This is a genomic window from Leclercia sp. 1548 (genome assembly GCF_050435045.1).
GTDB classification, from domain to species: domain Bacteria; phylum Pseudomonadota; class Gammaproteobacteria; order Enterobacterales; family Enterobacteriaceae; genus Enterobacter; species Enterobacter adecarboxylatus.
Map to the genome: position 1 here is coordinate 695,248 of NZ_JBNDJP010000002.1, position 14,201 is coordinate 709,448.

A 14,201-nucleotide genomic window follows, 5' to 3' on the forward strand; every position below is an offset into this window, starting at 1 on the left:
AAAAGGGATCAATTCAACGGTTGAACGGTCAAAGCGTTGTCTGCCAGCCGCAGACGTGCCGCTTTGCCAGAAAATTCGGCCGGGATGTTATCACTCAGCCAGTAAACCCCTGCGATGGAGACCAGCTCCGCCTCCAGGTGGGTACAAAAAATTTGCGCATCGCGATCGCCGCTGGCACCCGCCAGCGCACGGCCTCGCATTGAGCCATAAATATGGATATTGCCATCCGCGATCAGCTCCGCCCCAGCGCTGACGTGGTTGGTCACAATCAGGTCACAGTTTGGCGCATAAATACGCTGACCGGAACGCACGGGCAGATCAATCAATCGCGTTTTTGTGACAGGAGTAACAGGGAGTTCTGGTGGAGCAGGGGGTTCGGCGCGCGGAGCTTTGTCTTTGCCTTCGTTCAGCAACGGAAGACCCGCACGATCGATTTCGGCTTTCAGTTCAGCGTCTTTACAGCCGCTGATGCCCACAATTCGCAGGCCGGTAGCGGAGACCGCCTGTTGCAAATGGTGCCAGTTTACCGGCGCCTCAAGGCTGCTGACGTTGATGACCACCGGCGCATGGGTAAGAAATGCGGGCGCCTGCGCAATTTTGTCTTCTAACGCCTGACGAATAACCTCGGGTTTTGCTTCATGCAAATGAACCACTGATAAGGTGAAGCTACTGCCTTTAAGCTCGATGGGCGTGTTTGACATCCTGGCCTTACTCAATTTGCTTTTACCACGACCTGTGCGCCGTGATATTCCGAAGAGTATCAGGCATGTTATAGTCACAATTATATTGAGGCAAGTCACCCTCCCGCTTAATTCAGAGTAAATATATGTTTTGTGTGATCTACAGAAGTACCCAGCGCGACCAGACCTACCTGTATGTCGAAAAAAAGGACGATTTTTCCCGTGTGCCTGAGGCACTGATGAAAAGCTTCGGTAAGCCGCAGCTGGTGATGCTGATGCCGCTCGACGGGCGCAAGCAACTGAGTAACGCCGATCTGGAAAAAGTAAAAACCGCGTTGACGGAACAGGGCTATTATTTACAACTCCCTCCGCCACAAGAGAATTTACTGAAACAGCATCTTGAGGCGCAGGGGAAAAAATAGTTTAGGAGTTTTCTGTCAGCGTCACATTCACCGTTCAGGGGACGTTTATGTATCAACATCATAACTGGCAAGGAGCCTTACTGGATTATCCGGTAAGTAAAGTCGTCTGCGTAGGAAGTAATTACGCAAAGCATATTCAGGAGATGGGAAGTGCGGTTCCAGAAGAGCCTGTGCTGTTCATTAAACCGGAAACGGCGCTCTGTGATATTCGCCAGCCGCTGGCATTACCGCAGGGGCTAGGCTCGGTTCATCACGAAGTGGAGCTGGCGGTGCTGATTGGCGCCACGCTGCGTCAGGCCTCTGAAGATCATGTGCAGAAGGCGATTGCCGGTTATGGTGTGGCGCTGGATCTGACCCTGCGCGACGTGCAGGGCAAAATGAAGAAAGCGGGCCAGCCGTGGGAAAAAGCCAAGGGCTTTGATAATTCCTGCCCAATCTCCGGGTTCGTACCGGCATCGGAATTTCAGGACGATCCGCAGAACACGACCCTGAGCCTGAAGGTAAACGGCGAGGTGCGCCAGCAGGGGTCGACCGCCGACATGATCCACAAGATTGTGCCGCTGATTGCCTATATGAGCCGTTATTTCACCCTGAAACCGGGTGATGTCATTCTTACGGGTACTCCTGAAGGGGTTGGCCCACTCGCCAGTGGCGATGAGCTGGAAGTGGCCGTTAACGGCCTGTCCCTGAAAACCCGCGTGCTGTAATCCCCGCTTGCCGCCCCTTTTGGGCGGCAAAACTTGCATCAAGGTGCCAGACTGGTTATAAGGTGCGCTTTATTTTGACGTGTGGACATCCTTATGAGCGAAACTCCTTTCTGGCAAAGCAAAACTCTCGACAACATGACCGACGCCGAGTGGGAATCGCTGTGTGACGGCTGCGGGCAGTGCTGCCTGCATAAGCTGATGGATGAAGACTCGGACGAAATCTATTTCACTAACGTCGCCTGCAATCAACTGAACATCAAAACCTGCCAGTGCCGTAACTACGAGCGCCGTTTTGAGTTGGAGCCAGACTGCATCAAGCTGACCCGCGACAACCTGCCCACCTTCGAATGGTTGCCGCCGACCTGCGCCTATCGCCTGCTGGCGGAAGGCAAGGATCTGCCGAAGTGGCATCCCTTGCTGGCCGGTTCAAAAGCGGCGATGCACGGCGAGCGAATCTCAGTGCGCCACATTGCGGTGAAAGAGTCAGAGGTGCGGGACTGGGAAGACCATATTCTGAATCATCCCAACCGCGCATAATAAAAAACCCGCCGAGGCGGGTTTTTTATTGTCGGACATTAACGTCCAAAAAGATCGCGTTTTTTCGGTTTGAACGGCTGGGCAATCAGCACCAGCAGCGCCACAACCAGGAAAGCGGCGAAAATCCCAACCAGCCACTGCGGCATCTCGAGAGTCAGAAACTCCCACTGACGCACGGAACAGTCACCGCTTGCCACGAAGACCTGCGGCAGCCATTTGTCCAGCGGCAGCCAGCTCGGGAAGCTGGCGGCAAAATCACAGGTCTGGAACGGCGACGGATGCAGCTGGATCATGGTGTGTTCCCAGGCCAGCTGAAGGCCTTTTCCGGCGCTGTAGAGCCAGATAGCAATCGCACCGTAGCGCAGCGGGCTTTTTGGAGCAATGGCACCGACCAGGCCCGCGCCCATCACGCCAAACAGCGCGCAGCGTTCGTAGATGCACAGCACGCAGGGCTTCAGCAACATCACATGCTGGAACCATAATGCCACCATTTCTAACGCGAAGGCGGTCAGGGCCAACAGCAACCATGCGCCGCGTCCACGCGAGCACTGGTTTAAAAATTTCAACATAATCATTTCCCTGGAGCAGGTATAGAAAGCGCAGTGTAAACGAAAACAATTCGCGCGCCAGCCTCAGCGCGCAAAATATAACGTAATCGGATATTTATCATTCGAAAGTGCAGCCGGGCCATATACGACCCGGCTGACTCTCTTAATGCGCCGTCAGTATACCCGTCTGCAACATCCATTGGGTAAATGGAATAAGGGTAATTTTGACGCACAACAAGCCGACGGTGGTTAATACCACCGTATAGGGCAGCGCCATCCATACCATCCGGCCATAAGAGAGCCTGATTAAAGGAGCCAGCGCCGAGGTGAGCAGGAACAGGAACGCCGCCTGGCCGTTTGGCGTGGCAACGGAGGGCAGGTTGGTGCCGGTATTGATCGCCACCGCCAGCATTTCAAACTGCTGCTGGTTGATCGCGCCGCTCTGCAGTGCGGTTTTGGCCTCATTGATATAGACCGAACCGACAAACACGTTATCAGAGATGGCTGACAGCAGGCCGTTAAACAAATAGAACAGCGTCAGCTGGGCATCCGGTTCGGCCTGTAGCACGTAGCGAATGATCGGCGCAAACAGTTGCTGATCGACAATCACTGCCACCACCGCGAAAAAGACCGTCAGCAGGGCGGTAAAGGGCAGCGCTTCGGTAAAGGCTTTGCCAATCGCGTGCTCATCCGTCACGCCGGTAAAAGAGGTCGCCAGGATAATGACCGACAGGCCAATCAAGCCCACCTCCGCCAGATGAAACGCCAGGGCGATAATCAGCCAGACGCCAATAATGGCCTGAAAGATCATAGCCAGTTTTTGCTGACGGGTACGCTTGCTGCGGCTCTCTTCATCAAAACGTTGTAACACCTCACGTACCGGGGTCGGCAGCAGGGTGCCGTAACCAAACCATTTAAACTTCTCTACCAACCAGCAGGTGAACAGGCCGCACACCAGCACCGGCACGCTGACCGGCGCTACGTGCAGGAAAAAGTCGGTGAAATTCCAGCCGACGGCTTTGGCGATGATCAGGTTTTGCGGCTCCCCGACCATGGTCATCACCCCGCCCAGCGCGGTGCCCACGCCTGCGTGCATCATCAGGCTGCACAGAAACGCACGGAACTGTTCCAGCACTTCGCGCTGCCGGGCATCGACCTGGCTGTCATCCTGCAAATTATCTTTGGGCTGCGCGGAGGCCACCCGATGATAGATCCCGTAAAAGCCCACGGCGACGCTGATCACCACCGCCACCACGGTCAGGGCATCAAGGAAGGCCGACAAAAAGGCGGCGGCTACGCAGAAGGACAGCGACAGCATTGTCTTGGAGGGAATACTCAGCAGCAGGCGGGTAAAGATAAACAGCAGCAGCTGCTTCATAAAGTAGATCCCGGCCACCATAAACATCAGCAGCAGGAGCACTTCCAGATTTGACGCCAGCTCTTCCTTCACGTGTTCCGCGCTGGTCATACCGATCACCACCGCCTCGAAGGCCAGCAGGCCGCCCGGCAGCAGGGGATAACATTTCAGCGCCATCGCCAGGGTAAAGATAAACTCCCCAACCAGCAACCAGCCGGCAACGAAGGGATCGACAACAAAGATAAAGGGGTTAAGAACCAGAAAAACAACCAGGGTCACTTTATACCAGTCGGGGGACTGGCCTAAAAAATTGCGCCACAGTGCGCGGCTATAAGACATTTCCACAACAGATTTCCTTGCCCATCACATAATTACATCCTAAGTATACGCAAACCGCGCCGGGCAGGGGGGCTGAGGCCCGACTTTTAAATGATAAAAATAAAACAGCGATCCCTTTTTTCTCGCCTCGCTGCGCTATCTGCCTCTGTCTGCCTCTGGTATGATGAGTGAAATTTGTAAAAAGCAGTTAATGGAAAATTCACTATGGTCATAAAGGCGCAAAGCCCGGCGGGTTTCGCGGAAGAGTACATTATCGAAAGCATCTGGAATAACCGTTTCCCGCCAGGCTCGATACTTCCCGCAGAACGCGAACTCTCTGAACTGATTGGCGTCACACGTACCACCTTACGTGAAGTGTTGCAGCGACTGGCCCGCGACGGCTGGCTGACGATCCAACACGGCAAACCGACCAAAGTGAATAACTTCTGGGAAACGTCGGGTCTGAATATTCTTGAAACGCTGGCGCGTCTCGACCACGAGAGCGTACCGCAGCTCATCGATAACCTGCTCTCCGTGCGCACCAACATTGCCACCATCTTTATCCGTACGGCGTTTCGCCAGCACCCGGATAAGGCTCTGGAGGTGCTGGCCCGCGCCACGGCGGTGGAAGATCACGCCGATGCCTTTGCGCTGCTGGATTACAATGTCTTCCGCGGTCTGGCGTTCGCTTCGGGTAACCCGATCTACGGCCTGATCCTGAACGGCATGAAGGGACTGTATACCCGCATCGGCCGTCACTACTTTGCCAACCCCGAAGCCCGCAGCCTGGCGCTCGGTTTCTATCACAAACTGAGCGAACTCTGCTCAGAAGGCCAGCACGATCAGGTGTACGACACCGTGCGTCGCTATGGTCGTGAGAGCGGCGAGATCTGGCACCGAATGCAGAAATCCCTGCCGGGCGACCTGGTGATTCAGGGGCGCTAAATAAAAAACCTCTCGTTTGAGAGGTTTTTTTTCGGCTAAGCCAGGCGTAGCCCGGCAACAAACCGCGCGGGTTACAACATATTGCCTTTCACCGGGCACCGTTCCAGCAGCTCCACGCTGCCGTCTTCATTCTGCTGCTCCAGCATAATGTCAAAGCCCCACAGACGATGCACATGCTTCAGCACTTCCTTACGCCCTTTATCCAGCGGCGCGCGGTTATGCGGGATATAGCGCAGCGTCAGGGAGCGATCCCCGCGTAGATCTACATTCCAGACCTGAATATTCGGCTCCAGATTGCTCAAGTTGTACTGCGCCGAAAGGCGGGAGCGGATCTCACGATACCCCTCTTCATTGTGGATCGCCGAAATCTCCAGATAGTTGTTGTGATCGTCATCCAGCACCGTAAACAGGCGGAAGTCACGCATCACCTTCGGCGACAGGAACTGGCTGATAAAACTCTCGTCCTTAAAGTCGCGCATGGCAAAATGCAGCGTTTCCAGCCAGTCGGAACCGGCGATATCCGGGAACCAGTATTTATCCTCTTCCGTAGGATTCTGGCAGATACGCTTGATGTCCTGGAACATGGCAAAGCCCAGCGCATACGGATTAATCCCGCTGTACCACGGGCTGTTGTAAGGCGGCTGGAATACGACGTTGGTGTGGCTGTGCAGGAACTCCAGCATAAAGCGTTCGGTGACTTTACCTTCGTCATACAGGTGGTTGAGGATGGTGTAGTGCCAGAACGTCGCCCAGCCTTCGTTCATCACCTGGGTCTGTTTTTGCGGATAAAAATATTGGCTCACTTTACGCACGATACGCAGGATCTCACGCTGCCACGGCTCCAGCAGCGGGGCGTTTTTTTCCATAAAGTAGAGCAGGTTCTCCTGCGGCTCGGAAGGATAACGGCGAGCTTCGACCACCATTTTTTCTTCTTCGCGTTTCGGCAGGGTACGCCACAGCGTATTCACCTGGCTTTGCAGATACTCTTCCCGGCTTTTCTGCCGCGCTTTCTCCTCCTGCAGGGAGATTTTCTGCGGACGTTTGTAGCGATCCACGCCGTAGTTCATCAACGCATGGCAGGAGTCGAGCAGCTTCTCGACCTCCTCCACCCCATAGCGCTCTTCGCATTGGGTGATGTAGTTACGGGCAAAGATCAGATAATCGACAATCGAACTGGCATCGGTCCAGCTGCGGAACAGGTAGTTATTTTTGAAGAAGGAGTTATGGCCGTAGCAGGCATGCGCCATCACCAGTGCCTGCATGGTAATGGTGTTCTCTTCCATCAGGTAGGCGATGCAGGGGTTCGAGTTGATGACGATTTCATAGGCCAGCCCCTGCTGACCATGCTTATAGAGCCGTTCGGTTTCGATGAACTTCTTACCAAACGACCAGTGGGTATAGTTAATGGGCATCCCGACGCTGGAGTAAGCGTCCATCATCTGTTCAGACGTAATCACTTCGATTTGATGGGGATAGGCATCCAGACGGTAGAGTTTCGCCACCCGGTCAATTTCCGCCAGGTAGGTATCAAGCAGCTCGAATGTCCAGTCGGGTCCATCGCTCAGACGTGTGGTGTCCTTATTCATGGAATCAATAGTAGCCATTAGCGCGCCCTCATTGTTGGTAGCTCTCTCTGTCTGGAGAACCTCTTTTCAAGCATAGAACACGCCATTCAAAAGCGTGCTGGCACGCTATTTTTTTCTTTGCGATTTCCCGTTTTTCCTGTGACAGAAAAGGGGTGTCCGGCAGCACAATATGCTGGTTAAAAATGCCGCGCAGCAGGAGATGCCAAAACCGCGCTACCCGCGTCAGCAGGGGAAGGTGTGAGATGTGTCACCATAAAAAAGGCCTATGTTGAATAATATTTTCGGCTGGGTTATCAATATGTAATCAGAAGATTGTTCTTTTGCTTATAAATGGAGTGGCTATGCATGTTGTCATACTGGGAAGTGGCGTCGTTGGCGTAACCAGCGCCTGGTACCTGAGTCAGGCCGGGCACGATGTAACTGTGATCGATCGTGAGCCGGGTCCGGCACTGGAGACCAGCGCCGCTAATGCCGGGCAAATTTCTCCGGGTTACGCGGCACCCTGGGCGGCGCCGGGTGTGCCGCTGAAGGCGATTAAATGGATGTTCCAGCGCCATGCACCGCTGGCGATCAGTCTTGACGGCACGCAATTCCAGCTCAAGTGGATGTGGCAGATGCTGCGCAACTGCGACACCTCGCACTACATGGAAAACAAAGGGCGGATGGTACGCCTGGCGGAGTACAGCCGCGACTGCCTGAAAGCGCTGCGTGCCACGACCGGTATTCAGTATGAGGGCCGCCAGGGGGGCACCCTGCAACTGTTCCGTACCGCCCAGCAGTATGAAAACGCCACCCGCGATATCGCCGTTCTTGAGGATGCCGGAGTACCGTATCAGCTGCTGGAAGCCAGCCAGCTGGCGCAGGTCGAACCGGCGCTGGCTGAGGTGGCACACAAGCTGACCGGCGGTCTGCGTCTGCCGAATGACGAAACCGGCGACTGCCAGCTGTTTACCCAGAATCTGGCGCTGATGGCCGAGCAGGCAGGGGTGAAATTCCGCTATAACACCTCCGTGGATAAGCTTCTGTACGAAGGGGACAATATTTACGGCGTGCTGTGCGGCGACGAGGTGGTGAAAGCCGACGCCTACGTGATGGCCTTTGGCTCTTACTCTACCGCCATGCTGAAGGGCATTGTGGATATTCCGGTCTACCCGCTGAAGGGATATTCGCTGACTATCCCGGTGAAAGAGGACAGGGGCGCGCCGGTTTCAACTATTCTTGATGAAACATACAAAATCGCGATCACCCGTTTTGACAACCGGATCCGCGTGGGAGGAATGGCGGAAATCGTCGGCTTTAACACCGAGTTACTGCAACCGCGTCGGGAAACGCTGGAGATGGTCGTTGGCGACCTGTTCCCGCGGGGCGGCTTTATCGAACAGGCGACCTTCTGGACCGGGCTGCGCCCGATGACCCCGGACGGCACCCCTGTTGTGGGTCGCACGCCCTTCAAGAACCTGTGGCTCAATACCGGGCACGGTACGCTGGGCTGGACGATGGCCTGCGGTTCAGGGCAGTTACTCAGTGATTTGATCTCCGGGCGCACACCCGCTATTCCGTTTGATGATTTAAGCGTCGCGCGCTACCGTCCGGGGTTCACTCCGTCACGTCCACAGCATTTACACGGCGCGCATAACTAACAAGGAGTCGTCATGTCCCGTCCTGTTGTGGCTCAGCTGGATCTTCAGGCCCTGAAGGATAACCTGCACATTGTCCGGCGCGCCGCGCCCGCTTCACGAGTCTGGGCGGTGGTCAAAGCCAATGCTTATGGCCACGGTCTGGATCGCATCTGGAGCGCGCTAAGCGCGGCCGATGGCTTTGCGATGCTCAATCTGGAAGAGGCGATCCTGCTGCGCGAGCGCGGCTGGAAAGGGCCGATCCTGATGCTCGAAGGCTTTTTTAACAGCGATGAACTACCGCTGTTTGATAAGTACCGTCTGACTACCAGCGTGCACAGCAACTGGCAGGTCAAGGCGTTGCAGAATGCGAAGCTGCACGCCCCGCTCGATATCTACCTGAAAGTGAACAGCGGCATGAACCGTCTCGGTTTTCAGCCGGATCGGGTTCACAGCGTCTGGCAGCAGCTGCGGGCGCTGAAGAATGTCGGCGGCATGACGCTGATGGCCCATTTTGCCGATGCGGAAAAGCCGGAAGGCATTGTTGAGCCGATGAGGCATATTGAGCAGGCGGCGGAAGGGCTGGACTGCCCGCGTTCGCTCTCTAACTCGGCGGCGACCCTCTGGCACCCGGAAGCGCATTTCGACTGGGTACGGCCGGGGATCATTCTTTACGGCGCGTCACCGTCCGGGCAGTGGCAGGATATCGCCAACAGCGGCCTGAAGCCGGTGATGACCCTGCGCAGTGAAATCATTGGCGTTCAGACCCTGAAAGCGGGGGATACCGTGGGCTACGGCAGCCGCTATCGCGCCTCGGGCGAGCAGCGGATCGGTATTGTCGCCGGCGGGTATGCCGACGGCTATCCACGCATTGCCCCGTCCGGCACGCCAGTATGGGTAGACGGCGTACGTACCGGCACGGTCGGCACGGTATCAATGGATATGCTGGCCATCGACCTTACGCCATGCCCGCACGCGGGGATCGGTACGCCGGTTGAGCTGTGGGGGAATGAAGTGAAAGTAGACGATGTTGCTGCCGCGGCGGGTACCATCGGCTACGAGTTGTTAACCGCATTAGCCCCGCGGGTGCCGGTCGTTACGCTCTGAAGGGTTTTCCCCTCTCCCTTGGGAGAGGGGAAAAAGCTACTCCTCGGCATCCTCCGCCACGCGCACGCCCACTTTGCGCACCGTGTTATCTTCTTTCTCTGCCACCGTCCAGATCATCCCGGCAAATTCCACCTGGTCACCCACCACCGGCGCGGCACCCAGCAGCTTCTGGACGATCTCGCCGAGCGTCTGCTGGTTATCGCGATACTCCAGCCCTTCCTCCAGGCCGTAGATCAACGCCACGTCGGCAAATTTGGCGCTGGCTTCGAGAATAAAATCACCAAAGAAGCGCTGATCCAGCGCCACCGGCGGCGACTGGCTGAACAGCTTGCCGAGGGCAGGGAGGTCATGCTCGCGGCCAATCACGCAGAGAATATCCCCTTCACGCAGCCGGGTGCTCCCGGTTGGGTGCAGCAGGGCGTTATCGCGGAACAGGGCAGCAATGCGCGTTTCGGCGGGCATATGCAGATCCCGCAGCGAGGCGCCCACGCACCACTTGTCGGCGCTGAGTTGATAGACGAACTGCTCCCACGGATTTTCCGGGTGCAGGTCCAGCCCTACGCGGGAAACCGGCCAACCCACCGGGGGAATGACGACCCTGGCTTTTTTCGCTGCCCACGACAGGGACGTACCCTGGAACAGCAGCGACACCAGTACCACGAAGAAGGCCACGTTAAAGAACAAACGGGCATTGTCCAGCCCGGCCATCATCGGGAAGACCGCCAGGATGATCGGCACCGCACCGCGCAGGCCAACCCAGCTGATAAACACCCGCTCGCGCAGGTTAAATCCCTTGAACGGTAGCAGCCCGACAAACACCGACAGCGGACGGGCAAAGAAGATCATCCATATCGACAGCAGCAGGGCCGGAACAGCAATCGGCAGCAGGTCCGACGGCGTAACCAGCAGCCCAAGCACCAGGAACATACCGATCTGCGCCAGCCAGGCGAGGCCATCGAAGTTTTGCAGAATGGCATAACGGTTGCGGATCGGGCGATTCCCCAGCAGGAAGCCGCACAGGTAGACCGCCAGAATGCCGCTGCCGTCCATCGCGGTAGTGAGGGCGAAAATCAAAATCCCGCCGCTCAGCGCCAGCAGCGGGTAAAGCCCGCCCGGTAAAGCGATGCGGTTGATCATCTGTTGCAGCAGATAACCGCCAGCCAGGCCAATGATGATCCCCAGGCCAAACTGCTGAATGATGTGCCAGGCAAACATCCAGCTCAGGCTGGTCTCATGCTGCTGGATCATCTCAATCAGGGTGATAGTAAGAAACACGGCCATCGGGTCGTTACTGCCGGATTCGATCTCAAGCGTGGAGCCGACACGCTCGTTCAGTCCTTTGCCGCCCAGCAGCGAGAAGACCGCCGCCGCATCGGTCGAGCCGACAATGGCGCCAATCAGCAGCCCTTCCATGATATCCAGATGAAACAGCCACGCGGCCATCATCCCGGTCAGACCGGAGGTGATCAGTACCCCGACCGTTGACAGCGACAGGGCCGGGCCCAGCGCCACGCGAAACGAGCTGGCCTGGGTGCGCATCCCGCCGTCCAGCAGGATCACCGCCAGCGCGAGGTTACTGATCATGTAAGCAAACGGGTAGTTGTCGAAGGGAATGCCTCCGACGCCATCAACGCCCGCCAGCATGCCGATGGCGAGGAAAATGACCAGAATGGGGATGCCGAGGCGGGAAGAAAACGAACTCAATAAAATACTACAGGTTACAAGAACTGAACCCAGGATAAAAAGACTGATTATTGCTGCGGCATCCAATGTGTGCGTACTCCCTGCGTGACGCGATGACTGTTATTAAAACCCTAACATATTAATGCCGCTTATAACGTGCTAATCCGGCGCTTAAGCGGCTTTTTTTATGCTTTCATCACCGGATGTCCGCTCAGGGTTAAACAGGTCTTACCTGCGGCGTGAACAAGCGAAGCCTGCGCACCGAGGGGTAGGGTGACGGTCTTTTGTTCATGGCCAAAATCGAGTCCACTGATAATCGGCACTGATACCCTGGAGCGCAGGTAATCGATCATGGTCGCCAGATCGTATCCGGCATCGTAATCATTGGCGGTCGCCCCGCTAAAACTGCCGAGCACGATCGCCTGCTGGCGGTCAAGAATGCCCGCATGGTGCAGTTGCAACAGCATGCGTTCAACGCGGAACGGGTGCTCATTGATGTCTTCCAGCACCAGAATGCCGTTCTCAATGGCGGGCAGCCAGGGGGTGCCGATCAACGACACAACCATCGCCAGATTGCCGCCCCACAGCTGGCCTGTGCGTTCACACGCCGGGCCGTCCCCCTGCCACTCAACGGAATAGGTGCTGTTTTGCAGCGCGCGCCAGAAATGCTCCAGGGTAAAGGCATTCAGCTCGGGCGCGCCGAAATTACCCGCCAGCATCGGGCCGCTAAAGGTGATGACGTTATGTAACGCCAGCAGGCCGAGCTGGATAACCGTGAAGTCGCTATGGCCACAAATCAGCAGCGGGTCCTGCTGCTGGCGTTCGGCCAGCCCCTGCCAGTCGATCTGCTCCAGCAGGCGGCTGGCACCGTATCCGCCGCGCACCGCCAGGACAATCTGGTTGGCACCTTCCAGGCGGGTAAGGGCGTTGATGTCGTTCAGTCGCTGCGTCTCGGTTCCGGCAAATCGCTGCTGGCGGCGGGGTATAATTGTCTGATTTTGCACCTGATGCCCGTCGTCCAGTAAACGTGCAACGCCCCGTTGGGCCGCTTCCTGATTAATGCAGTAACCTGATGGTGCGATGAGATGAACCTGAGACATGGCATTTCCTTGCTGACTTATAAATCTAAATGTATATATCATGCCGCCTGAGCGCATCCTTCATCAAGCGGAGGATAGGGTAATAGCGATGAATGACCATAAGGACAGATGACGTGAAATTAAGATGGTTTGCTTTTTTGATTGTGTTGCTTGCTGGATGCAGTTCGAAGCAGGATTACCAGAAACCGGAATGGAACCCGGAAGTCCCGGTGAAACGGGCGATGCAGTGGATGCCGATCAGCGAAAAAGCCGGTGAAGCCTGGGGCGTCAGCCCGCGTCTGGTGACCGCCATCATTGCGGTGGAGTCGGGTGGGAATCCGAATCTGGTCAGTAAATCGAACGCGGTGGGCCTGATGCAGCTGAAAGCTTCCACCGCGGGACGGGAGGTCTACCGGCATATGGGCTGGAGCGGCCAGCCGTCCACCAGTGAGCTGAAGAACCCGGAGCGCAATATCTCGATGGGCACCGCCTACCTGAGCATTCTGGAGCATGGGATCCTGAAGGGAATTGAAGATCCAGAGGTGATGCAGTATGCGCTGGTGGTCTCCTACGTTAACGGGGCAGGCGCGCTGCTGCGCACCTTCTCCTCCGATCGCAAAAAGGCGATTGCTGAGATTAACGATATGGACAAAGACGAGTTCTTCGATCACGTCGTCAATAATCACCCCGCCCCGCAGGCACCGCGCTACATCTGGAAAGTCCAGAAGGCGATGGACGCCATGTAATCCGTTACCGGGCAGCCACGCGCTGCCCGGTCGCGTTTAACGCACCTTGTTGGCGCGCTCCCGCGCTTCACGCTCCAGCGAGTAGATAATTCGCTGCAGTTCACGCTCCGGGCCTGGCCCGACATTGAGAAAACGGAAGCTCAGACGCGGCGTGGTAATGGTTTCGTTTTTGCTGTCCACCACCTTACGTTCGCTCACCGTGATCAGCTGCGCATCAAAGAAGAAGCGACCCCAGCCGCCCATATCCAGTTCGATCTGCGAGAAACGCATCCCCTCGACCAACGCGTCTGGCTTCGCACTATCCATTAAGGCGCCCATGCCGCCGAGGGAGAGATCGTGCAGACGGAAACGAAGCACGCTTTTGTCCGGCATTTTGGCTTTGCAGAAGTAGGCCGGATGCAGCGGGGCATTGATACGGAAAAACTCCCGTCGCTGGATACACCACACCGATGCGGGCAACGAGGTGATAAAGGCGGGCAGCCCCTGCCAGGTTCCCTGTTCCAGTTGCGGCAGGTCGAACTCCACTTTCGCCCCCTGGGTGTCGGCGGCTACGGTAATGATGCCTGCGCGCAGTACCGAGCGGTTTTCGTACTCCTGACTGCCTAAATCCATCACCAGCCGCTCTGGCGTTGCATCCAGAATTTTGCTGATGAACTGGTTGTTCCCCCAACTGATGCGCACCGGCGTGTCTTGTTTTTGTAGATCGCGTAATACCCCTAGTACAGCCAGCGGATTAGTTTTCAGGAACTGCTCACTGTAATTACTCACGCCCCAGGGCTCCTTGATAGATGACAATCTGTGGATGCGTTATCGGCACTTGTCCGCGAAACTTAATACAAACCAGCAAATATTTTTTCGTCAGAGCCGTAA

14 protein-coding genes are annotated in these 14,201 nt (G+C 56.4%); 7 read left to right on the forward strand and 7 right to left on the reverse strand.

Annotation, left to right across the window (positions count from 1 at the left end; translation table 11 throughout):
• Window positions 1-8: 8 nt before the first annotated feature.
• Window positions 9-701 carry a septum site-determining protein MinC gene (gene minC / locus ABIE02_RS08575; protein WP_032611471.1) on the reverse strand — a complete coding sequence of 231 codons (693 nt, stop codon included), beginning with the start codon at window positions 699-701 and terminating at the stop codon, window positions 9-11.
• Window positions 702-826: 125 nt separating this feature from the next.
• Here minC and ABIE02_RS08580 point away from each other — a divergent pair, with 125 nt between their 5' ends.
• From ABIE02_RS08580 to ABIE02_RS08590, 3 genes are all read left to right on the forward strand, one after another.
• Window positions 827-1,102 (forward strand): YcgL domain-containing protein, encoded by a 276-nt coding sequence (locus ABIE02_RS08580; RefSeq protein WP_032611469.1) that lies wholly within the window; start codon window positions 827-829, stop codon window positions 1,100-1,102.
• Between the two features lie 47 nt (window positions 1,103-1,149).
• Window positions 1,150-1,809 carry a fumarylacetoacetate hydrolase family protein gene (locus ABIE02_RS08585; protein WP_032611466.1) on the forward strand — a complete coding sequence of 220 codons (660 nt, stop codon included), beginning with the start codon at window positions 1,150-1,152 and terminating at the stop codon, window positions 1,807-1,809.
• A gap of 93 nt (window positions 1,810-1,902) precedes the next feature.
• Window positions 1,903-2,346 carry a YcgN family cysteine cluster protein gene (locus ABIE02_RS08590; RefSeq protein ID WP_077227068.1) on the forward strand — a complete coding sequence of 148 codons (444 nt, stop codon included), beginning with the start codon at window positions 1,903-1,905 and terminating at the stop codon, window positions 2,344-2,346.
• Between the two features lie 38 nt (window positions 2,347-2,384).
• On the opposite strand, the gene dsbB is transcribed toward ABIE02_RS08590, so the two are convergent.
• Together dsbB and nhaB are read right to left on the reverse strand one after the other, a co-directional pair.
• On the reverse strand, window positions 2,385-2,915 hold the full coding sequence (gene dsbB / locus ABIE02_RS08595; protein ID WP_032611461.1) for a disulfide bond formation protein DsbB: 531 nt from the start codon (window positions 2,913-2,915) through the stop codon (window positions 2,385-2,387).
• A gap of 142 nt (window positions 2,916-3,057) precedes the next feature.
• A complete protein-coding gene (gene nhaB, locus ABIE02_RS08600; protein ID WP_077227069.1) occupies window positions 3,058-4,596 on the reverse strand; it encodes a sodium/proton antiporter NhaB in 1,539 nt (512 codons plus the stop codon).
• A gap of 198 nt (window positions 4,597-4,794) precedes the next feature.
• On the opposite strand from nhaB, the gene fadR reads away from it, so the two are divergent.
• Entirely contained in the window at window positions 4,795-5,514 is a 720-nt protein-coding gene (fadR, locus tag ABIE02_RS08605; RefSeq protein ID WP_032611456.1) for a fatty acid metabolism transcriptional regulator FadR, read from the forward strand.
• Window positions 5,515-5,585: 71 nt separating this feature from the next.
• On the opposite strand, the gene ABIE02_RS08610 is transcribed toward fadR, so the two are convergent.
• Window positions 5,586-7,118, reverse strand: coding sequence for a SpoVR family protein (locus tag ABIE02_RS08610; RefSeq protein WP_032611453.1), 1,533 nt, complete (start codon window positions 7,116-7,118; stop codon window positions 5,586-5,588).
• 323 nt (window positions 7,119-7,441) lie between these two features.
• Here ABIE02_RS08610 and ABIE02_RS08615 point away from each other — a divergent pair, with 323 nt between their 5' ends.
• Window positions 7,442-8,740 carry a D-amino acid dehydrogenase gene (locus ABIE02_RS08615; RefSeq protein WP_280713336.1) on the forward strand — a complete coding sequence of 433 codons (1,299 nt, stop codon included), beginning with the start codon at window positions 7,442-7,444 and terminating at the stop codon, window positions 8,738-8,740.
• A gap of 12 nt (window positions 8,741-8,752) precedes the next feature.
• A complete protein-coding gene (gene dadX / locus ABIE02_RS08620; protein WP_032611448.1) occupies window positions 8,753-9,823 on the forward strand; it encodes a catabolic alanine racemase DadX in 1,071 nt (356 codons plus the stop codon).
• A 36-nt stretch (window positions 9,824-9,859) separates the two neighbouring features.
• On the opposite strand, the gene ABIE02_RS08625 is transcribed toward dadX, so the two are convergent.
• Together ABIE02_RS08625 and ldcA are read right to left on the reverse strand one after the other, a co-directional pair.
• The gene (locus ABIE02_RS08625) at window positions 9,860-11,593 is read right to left on the reverse strand and encodes a potassium/proton antiporter (RefSeq protein WP_032611445.1); all 1,734 of its coding nucleotides are present in this window, start codon (window positions 11,591-11,593) and stop codon (window positions 9,860-9,862) included.
• 98 nt (window positions 11,594-11,691) lie between these two features.
• Window positions 11,692-12,606 (reverse strand): muramoyltetrapeptide carboxypeptidase, encoded by a 915-nt coding sequence (gene ldcA, locus ABIE02_RS08630; RefSeq protein ID WP_059307662.1) that lies wholly within the window; start codon window positions 12,604-12,606, stop codon window positions 11,692-11,694.
• A gap of 113 nt (window positions 12,607-12,719) precedes the next feature.
• Between ldcA and emtA the strand changes: the two genes are divergently transcribed.
• Window positions 12,720-13,331: a membrane-bound lytic murein transglycosylase EmtA gene (emtA, locus tag ABIE02_RS08635; protein ID WP_032611441.1), complete on the forward strand. Its 612-nt coding sequence runs from the start codon at window positions 12,720-12,722 to the stop codon at window positions 13,329-13,331.
• Window positions 13,332-13,367: 36 nt separating this feature from the next.
• Here emtA and ycgR read toward each other — a convergent pair whose 3' ends face one another.
• Complete coding sequence (gene ycgR, locus ABIE02_RS08640; RefSeq protein ID WP_032611439.1) at window positions 13,368-14,099, reverse strand: flagellar brake protein YcgR; 732 nt, start codon at window positions 14,097-14,099, stop codon at window positions 13,368-13,370.
• Window positions 14,100-14,201 lie beyond the last annotated feature (102 nt).